Source organism: Nocardioides sp. CPCC 206348 (genome assembly GCF_048654705.1).
GTDB lineage: Bacteria > Actinomycetota > Actinomycetes > Propionibacteriales > Nocardioidaceae > Nocardioides.
Window position 1 is genome coordinate 535 of record NZ_JBMCZA010000057.1, and the last position, 7807, is coordinate 8341.

Genomic DNA, 7807 nt, shown 5'->3' on the forward strand with positions numbered 1-7807 from the left:
TGAGATTTGAAGCACCTAGGTTCGCGGTCCTGGTTCAAATCTCTTTTGCGCGGATCGGAAACACGCCTCTGACCTGCGGTGATGCACCGCTTGCCCGAAGCGGCTATCCAACCGCCGCAAAACGGTGGACTGTTTATGGACCAAGAACCCTGACGGACCCGTACTCGGTGGTCAACCCCACGCGGCGAACCGATGCATCGCTAGGGCATGCAAACCACGACAGTCTCGGGATACCCGGGACCGTCGTGGTTTGAAACCGTCAGCCCTCAGCCCTCAGTCCGCGATCAGGGTCCAAAGCTCGCGAAGTCGGAGCCGACGAATCCGCCGCCGTCGTGGATCTCGCCGTCTTCGACCTTGATCACGTAGGTCGAGGGGTTGCAGGCTCCGACGAACTTGTCGGCGCCCGGGCATGCCGGACGAGGTCGGTCAGGACGGCATGGGCTGGGGGCCCGCCGCGCGTTCCTCGCGATTCACAGCCTGAACGGTGACGAATGCCATCAGGAAGAACCATGAGCAGAAGACTGTCAGCGGGATCCACCAGACGAAGATGCCGTTCCACGCGAACGGTCCGTCCTTGAAGAAGTACAAGAGCGTTCCCGGGAGGAACAGCAGTCCGACCCAGAAGTTGTAGTAGGCGACCCACCGGGGCCACACGACTCCGGCCTTGTCTTGGAGTGCACAGAAACCCACGACGAAGCACTGGATCAGGACCGCTGAGTACGTCCCGACCAGCATGATCCAGCCAATGTCATGAATGGCGAGCAACGCGTCAGGATCACGGTCAGTGCGAAATGCCGCAGCCTCCATGATCATGACGGGAATGGCAAACACAACCCACCCGAGAGTGCCGACGGCCAACTGGGTGAAGGCCAGCGGTGATGCTGGTCCCTCGATGCGGCGCATCTGGACGGTCAGTGCCGCGACGAACGGAATCGTGAATGCAGCTGCGATCATCGTGATGGCCAGCCCGAGTCGCTTCCCGTTGGTGTTCTCGTTGTAGAACGCCACCACTTCGGTGGCGCTCATCGATGGGGATGGGGGCGGGAGGAATCCGCCGACAATCACGAATCCCAGAGTGAAGAGCACCATCGCCAGTGGAGCCATCCAGAGGCAGATTCGTTGAGACGTGTAAGACATCTTGGTGCTCCAGGCAGAGAGTAGGACGGCATTTCGGAATGGAGAAGGTTCACCACTCCGACGTGGACAGTTGTGCGATTCTGTCCACATCGGCGCGCTTTGTCCATAGGCTCGCTGCCCTGGACGCGGGCCATCGTCGAGCGCCGGCCCCGCATCGCTGAGGAGAACACGCGGCGCTGAACGAACCCGATACGGAGGCAACTTCGAGTCAGGGCGTAGCGCTCTCAAAGGCAAGTAGGCCACCGTTGATGAGCAACTGGCTTGTCGACACCATGATGTGCGTTTCGGAACTAGCCAGACCCGCATGGTTCGCGCGATCTGCTGCGCCCAGGAGCAGCATCCGGGGGATCGTGGGTCCCGTCTCCGGCCTCTGTGCGGCCAAGTTGGGTGCCGCTCGGATCAACCGGTCCCACGAAGCCTCGATGTCGACGCCCGCCTGCCGGACGGCATCTCGAATGCCGTTGGGTAGCTCCACGGAGCGACCCGCGGTGATCGGTACAAAGCCAGCATCATCGAGGCTCAGCCTGCAATGGACGCCGAGCGCGGTCATCATCTGCGTCATTGGCCCGGCATCGGGTGGAAGATCGCTGAGCGCGAGGTGAGTGCGGGACTGGAGACGTCGTATCGCTGAGCAGGCGGACTCCTCAATCAACTGGTCCCGTGACGCGAAGTAGTGATAGATGGCGGGTCCTCGCACGTTGGCGCGCTGGGCGATGTCAGCCAACGTCGCCCGCTCGTAGCCGCGCTCGCGAAGCGACGACGCGGTGGCGGTGAGGAGTCTGCCGCGCGTCCCGAGTGTCGCCCGATCAAGCGGCCACACTTCCAGGGGTCGGTTGGTGTGAGTTCGGTTGACAGGGGCGAGTCCGTCGCAGACCAACATCTGCGCACACCGAATCACCTCATCCACCGTCCCGATGGCACGGGACCACCACAGCGCTGACTGATGGAGCGTGCCAACGACAAGGCGGGCAGCACAGGGCAGATCCAATGCGGGAGATGCTTCACCGGCGCGAACTGCGTCCAGCAACAGTTCTTCCCACATCGCGTCGTAGCCCGCAGTCGGCGCCGGGCCGTAGGTCCGAGCCTCGTCGTTCGGATGTGACACGCGAGCGGCGGCAAGAGCGAAGTCCGAGGTCTCCAGCTGACACCGCAGGTGTGCCTCGATCGCTACCTTGATGCGGTCACGAGCAGACGCGCCGCACGCCGTGAACACGAGCGCATCACTCACCCAGCGATCCAGCGCGATCCATCCGCGCAAGGCAACTTCGGAAACCAGTTGCTCACGCGACTCGAAGTGGTAGTAGACGGCCGAGGACTGGAGCCCCGCAGCGGCTGCCACCTCGTGTATTCGAAGTCCGGCGCCGCCGCCAGCTGCCAGAGCGCGAGCTGCTGAGTGAAGGATTCGCATGCGCGTGCGGGCGGACTTGGCAGGGTTCAGCTGCGCGAGGTCCGCGGGCTGACCCGGCGTGTTCATCGGCTGGTCCCTTCTGCTGGGCAGCAAGGCGCGATCACGGGTGCCAACGCTGCACTCCCACAGGATCAATAATGGACGGATCTTGACGAATGTCCAATTCGATCCTAGATTAGATTCGAAATGTGAGGGTCATCACTCAGGGCAAGGAGAAGGACTGTGACGGCAGCAACCCAGGATCGAATCGAAGCTGGTTCGATCGCCCACCGGATCTGGCTGGCATGCGTCTGGTGTTGGCCAGCAGCCATCGTTGGTTTCGCGGTGCCGTTCATCTTCGTGGCAGGGTTCATCCCGCCGCCGTCGCCTGACTGGAGCGCCGAAGAGCTGGCGTCATTCTTCGCTGACAACGTGACCGGCATCCGCATCGGCATTCTCGCGGCGATGTTCGCCTCCGGTCTCCTGCTGCCCTTCTACGCTGTCATCAGCGCAGAGATCAAGAAGATCGAGGGCGAACCCGGACTGCTGTCCACGATTCAGTGGGGTGGCGCGATCATCCTGGTCACGTTCTTCCAGATCATTTCTCTCGCATGGATCACTGCGAGTTATCGCCAGGACGTGAGTCCGGAGATCACGCGCATGCTCAACGACTACTGCTGGTTCGTGTGGTCCACGCTGATCCCGACCTACATGACGCAGTACTTCGTGATGGCGATCGCAGGCTTCATTGATCGCCGCGATGAGCCCCTCTGGCCGCGCTGGGCCGCCTACATGAACCTGTGGGTGGCAGTGACAGGTGCCGGTGGCGTTCTGGCGGTCTTCTTCAAGACGGGACCGTTCGCGTGGAACGGTGTCGTCGGCTTCTGGATTCCGGTGATCCTGTTCGCGGTTGGTATGTCGGTGAACACCTGGCTGTTGCTCCGCCACGGTCGGCGCGAGTTCGTGGCCAAGGGTTCGAGCCAGGGGCCGACGGAGCGATGACGGCCATGCTGTTGCCAGCCAAGGACGCCGCTCGCTCGGAAGAACCCGGGCGACGGATTCCCGGCGAGGTTGGGGTCTGGGTCTTCATCTTCGGGGACATGACAATCTTCGCGGTCATGTTCGCCACCTACCTCCAGGGGCGTTCGCGCGACACCGAGATCTTCGACCGTTCGCAACTAGCGTTGAACCAGGATTTCGGTGTCGCCAACACGGTCCTTTTGCTGGTCAGTTCGCTCCTCGTGGTGATGGCCGTGCGCGCGGTCCGCGAACGTCGCGGCCGAGCAGAGTTCTTGCTGTTGGGTGCGGTCACATGCGGTGTTGCGTTCTCGGCGCTCAAGGTCGTCGAGTACGTCGACAAGACTCAGCACCAGGTGACGCCTGCGACCAACGACTTCTTCATGTACTACTTCATGTTGACCGGCCTCCACTGGGTTCACCTGTTGATCGGAATGGGCCTTCTCGGCGTTCTCGTCTGGTTGGCGCGGAAGCCGACGTTGTCGGATGGGCAGCTCGCCTTCTTTGAGGGCGGCGCCTGCTTCTGGCACATGGTCGACCTGCTTTGGATTGTTCTCTTTCCTCTCCTCTACCTGGTGCATTGAGGCTTTGACATGAACGATCTCCTTTTCCTGGCGCGTGGTCGGGCCACCGTCGTGTGGGCGGTTCTGGTGGCCGCAACTGTGAGTTCGTGGTGGATGGGAACGCATGAGCCCAGCGCCCTCGAGGGAGTCAATGGCGGCGCCGGGGCCCTGATCCTCGCGATCGCCTTCGTCAAAGTGCGGTTTGTCGGACTGGACTTCATGGAGGTCCGGCATGCACCCATCGTCTTGCGTTTGATCTTCGAGGCCTACTGCCTCACGGCTTTCGTCGTCCTCGCCGGAACGCTGCTGCTCGCCTAGTTGACCACCCACGGCTCACATCGCGGGCGAGTCGAGCGCCCGATGTCTAGAAATTCAGGAGAATTACCCATGAATGCATCTCCCAGTGTCATCGTCATCGGTGGCGGCCACAACGGCCTCACCGCCGGCTGCTACCTCGCGCGAGCCGGAGCGACAGTCACGCTCATCGAGGCGACGGACAAGCTCGGCGGCATGACGTCAACGAACCCCGTGTTGCCGAATGCCCCCGGGCACCGCATCAACGAGGGCGCCATGGACGCGTCGCTGATCCGCACCTCCGGCATCATCGAGGATCTCCAGCTCTCCAGGTACGGGCTGAAGCAGATCGAAATGGACCCGGTCTACGCCGCGCTCGGCCCGAATGGGGAGTCGTTGTGCATCTTCGACGACCCCGAACGCACCGCTGAGGACATCCGGCGGTTCTCGCCGGCTGACGCTCGTGCGTTCATCGACATGTCCAACGAGCTGGATCCCTTGATGGACATCATGGGGCCGTTCATGAATGCCAACCCCATGCGGCCGTTTGGCAAGCGCCTGGCCGGCGGGGTCCTGAGCGCCACTCGCCACCCACGCCATCTTGCGGCCGCATCGCGGTACTTCACGGCCTCTCAAGCCGAACTCATCGATGAGCGGTTCACCCACGCGATGGTCAAGGCACCCCTCGCCGCACTGCCGTGTTTCGTGCCGATCTCTGAGGACGGGACCGGATGGGCGCTGATCTTCTTTGCAATGCATCACCGCAGCGGCGTAGCCCGGTTCGCCGGAGGGACGGGTGCAGTGACCGACGCGCTGGGACGCTGCTTCGCCGCCAAGGGCGGACAAGTCCGTATGTCGAGTGTCGTTGAAGAGATCCTGGTACACCGCGGCCGCGCGCACGGAGTCCGGCTCGTTGGCGGCGAGGAGATCTATGCCGACGCCGTGATCGCAGCGAACAACGTCAAGACCACCCTGACGGAGCTCCTGCCCGAGGGCGCACTGCCCGAACACATGCGCGAACGCGCCCAGCACATCCCGACATCCTCGACGCACGCGTCTTCCTTCAAGCTCGACATGGCGCTCAGCGGGAAGTTGACGCTGAGCGCTCATCAGGAAAACCGGCACGACGGTGTCGATCTGCGTCGTCCGGGTCTTGTGTATGGGACGTTCGAGGACCATGTCGAGGCGTGGGCCGCCTGCGCTCGCGGCGAACTCCCCGAGCCTCTCGCAGGAGTGGGCATCATTCCGTCGGCTGCGGACCCGAGTCAGGCGCCGGAGGGTCAGGACACCTTCTGGTTCTGGACAGGAATCGCGCCGAGTAATCCCAAGACGCCCTGGTCAGAGCTCGAGGAGACCGCCGCGGAGGGGGCCATCAACCACGCATCCAAGGTGATCGAGGGGCTCCGGGAACTCGAGATCGACCGCCAGGTGATGACTCCGCCGAAGTTCGCCGAACGTTTCCGTGTTCCGGACGGGAACGTCTACCACGTCGACCCGATCGCTACCCGCTTCGGACCGATGAGGCCTGCGCCCGGCTTCTCTGGCTTCACCACCCCAGTCGAAGGATTGTTCCTCAGCGGCGGCGGCATGCACCCCAGCGCCGGCATCTGTGGAACGCCCGGGAAGTTGGCAGCAGAGGTAGCAATGAAGGCACTGAAGCTGAAGTCAGGCGGATCGAGCCCACGGCGCCGAACGGGTGCATCGGCATGAACCAGAACGCATTCCAACGGGCGTGCGCCTGGTCAGGGATTGCGTGCGTCACGCTGTTCTTCCTTGGGTTCGTTGTGGCGAGTTTCGTTCCACCGTTGTCGCCGTCATTGTCGGCGGCCGAGGTGGCCCAGCACTACCAGACTCACACTGTTGGCATCCGCGTTGGAGCGACGCTGATGTTCGTGAGTGGGATGTTCTACGCGGCGTTCACGGCAGTCATCTCGGGCCAGATGATGCGGATTCCAGGAGTCCACCCGACAGTGGTCTGGGCGCAAGGTATCGCCGGAGCGTTTGCCTGCCTAACCTTCATGGTCCCCGGAATGCTCTTCGTCGTCGCTGCGTTCAGGCCAGATCGTGACCCTGCGATGACCCAGATGCTGAACGACTTCAGCTGGATCTTCCTGGTGATGCCCTGGCCCCCGTTCATGGTGCAGAACTTCGCGTTCGCGTTCGCGGTTGCCAGTGACAGAAGGTCGTCCCCACTCTTCCCGCGATGGCTTGCCTACCTCAATGTGTGGGCACCCATCGTGTTCATGCCGGCCGTACTTCTGCCGCATTTCAAGTCAGGCCCGTTCGCGTGGAGCGGCATCTTCGTGATCTGGATTCCGGCAACGATCTTCATCGTTCAGTTCCTCGTCAACACGCGGCAATTACTAGTCGCGGTCAACAGTGACCGCCGACCAGCTGCCGACAAATCCGCACCGCTCGAGGCTGTGCGATGAACCAGTTCTGTACGCCATCGCCGGCTTCGGCGAACCGAGTCGATCAACCATGGAGGTTGGGCAATGGGTGTTGAGATCACCGTCGAGGGGCTGACGAAGTCGTTCGGGAGCCAGAACATCTGGCGTGACGTGAGCTTCACGTTGCCAGAGGGGGAGATCAGCGCCCTCCTCGGTCCATCCGGAACAGGCAAATCGGTCTTCCTCAAGTGCGTCATCGGGCTGCTCAAGCCCGAGCGTGGCCGGGTGCTCATCAACGGCGTCGACATCGTCAGGTGCCGCAAGTCAGAGCTCTATGAGATTCGTCGAATGTTCGGCGTTCTCTTCCAGGACGGAGCGCTGTTCGGATCGATCAGCATCTTCGACAACGTGGCATTCCCGTTGCGCGAACACACCAACAAGACCGAGTCCGAGGTCCGCCGCATCGTGCTGGAGAAGCTCGAGCTGACCGGCTTGCAAGGTGCCGAAGACAAGCTTCCGGGGGAGGTGTCAGGCGGCATGCGGAAGAGGGCGGGCCTGGCGCGTTCGCTGGTACTCGATCCTGAAATCATCCTCTGCGACGAGCCGGACTCCGGGCTGGACCCGGTCCGCACCGCGTACCTCTCCCAGTTGCTCGTCGACCTCAACGCTCAGATCGACGCCACAATCCTGGTCGTCACCCACAACATCCACATTGCGCGCACACTGCCCGACAACCTCGGCATGCTGTTCTGCAAGGAACTCGTGACCTTTGGTCCGCGTGAGGTCCTCCTCACCAGCGAGGAACCGGTGGTCGAGCAGTTTCTCAACGGCCGCCGTCTCGGGCCGATCGGGATGAGCGAAGAGAAGGACGAGGCAACGCTCGCGGAGGAGGAGGCGCTCCTCGAAGCCGGACACCACCACGGCGGCACGGAGGACATCGGCGGCCTGATCCCGCAGATCCGCCCCGTTCCAGGACTTCCAGACCGGAAGGGTGAGCGCCGTCGGATCGAGCGGGTGCT

General features: G+C 62.6%; 8 protein-coding genes. 6 read left to right on the plus strand and 2 right to left on the minus strand.

The window, feature by feature from the left end:
- Positions 1-426 precede the first annotated feature (426 nt).
- Together ACOADB_RS01915 and ACOADB_RS01920 are read right to left on the minus strand one after the other, a co-directional pair.
- Positions 427-1104, minus strand: a complete 678-nt coding sequence (locus ACOADB_RS01915) for a hypothetical protein (RefSeq protein WP_378596220.1) — start codon at positions 1102-1104, stop codon at positions 427-429.
- Between the two features lie 241 nt (positions 1105-1345).
- Complete coding sequence (locus tag ACOADB_RS01920; RefSeq protein WP_378596221.1) at positions 1346-2611, minus strand: TetR/AcrR family transcriptional regulator; 1266 nt, start codon at positions 2609-2611, stop codon at positions 1346-1348.
- A gap of 156 nt (positions 2612-2767) precedes the next feature.
- Between ACOADB_RS01920 and ACOADB_RS01925 the strand changes: the two genes are divergently transcribed.
- The 6 genes from ACOADB_RS01925 to ACOADB_RS01950 all read left to right on the plus strand — a co-directional run.
- Positions 2768-3526 carry a hypothetical protein gene (locus ACOADB_RS01925; RefSeq protein WP_378596222.1) on the plus strand — a complete coding sequence of 253 codons (759 nt, stop codon included), beginning with the start codon at positions 2768-2770 and terminating at the stop codon, positions 3524-3526.
- Complete coding sequence (locus ACOADB_RS01930) at positions 3523-4125, plus strand: cytochrome c oxidase subunit 3 (RefSeq protein WP_378596223.1); 603 nt, start codon at positions 3523-3525, stop codon at positions 4123-4125. Before ACOADB_RS01925 ends, ACOADB_RS01930 begins: the two co-directional genes overlap by 4 nt.
- A gap of 9 nt (positions 4126-4134) precedes the next feature.
- Complete coding sequence (locus ACOADB_RS01935) at positions 4135-4422, plus strand: cytochrome C oxidase subunit IV family protein (protein ID WP_378596224.1); 288 nt, start codon at positions 4135-4137, stop codon at positions 4420-4422.
- Positions 4423-4464: 42 nt separating this feature from the next.
- Entirely contained in the window at positions 4465-6108 is a 1644-nt protein-coding gene (locus ACOADB_RS01940) for a phytoene desaturase family protein (RefSeq protein ID WP_378596225.1), read from the plus strand.
- On the plus strand, positions 6105-6830 hold the full coding sequence (locus ACOADB_RS01945; protein WP_378596226.1) for a hypothetical protein: 726 nt from the start codon (positions 6105-6107) through the stop codon (positions 6828-6830). Before ACOADB_RS01940 ends, ACOADB_RS01945 begins: the two co-directional genes overlap by 4 nt.
- A 63-nt stretch (positions 6831-6893) precedes the next feature.
- Positions 6894-7807: ABC transporter ATP-binding protein (locus ACOADB_RS01950; RefSeq protein ID WP_378596227.1), on the plus strand; the 914-nt coding region annotated here is incomplete at its 3' end.

Coding starts and splice junctions, on each gene's coding strand:
- ACOADB_RS01935 (WP_378596224.1), top strand. CDS start 4,135: ATGAACGATCTCCTTTTCCTGGCGCGTGGTCGGGCCACCGTCGTGTGG.
- ACOADB_RS01945 (WP_378596226.1), top strand. CDS start 6,105: ATGAACCAGAACGCATTCCAACGGGCGTGCGCCTGGTCAGGGATTGCG.
- ACOADB_RS01915 (WP_378596220.1), bottom strand. CDS start 1,104: ATGGCTCCACTGGCGATGGTGCTCTTCACTCTGGGATTCGTGATTGTC.
- ACOADB_RS01920 (WP_378596221.1), bottom strand. CDS start 2,611: ATGAACACGCCGGGTCAGCCCGCGGACCTCGCGCAGCTGAACCCTGCC.
- ACOADB_RS01940 (WP_378596225.1), top strand. CDS start 4,465: ATGTCTAGAAATTCAGGAGAATTACCCATGAATGCATCTCCCAGTGTC.
- ACOADB_RS01930 (WP_378596223.1), top strand. CDS start 3,523: ATGACGGCCATGCTGTTGCCAGCCAAGGACGCCGCTCGCTCGGAAGAA.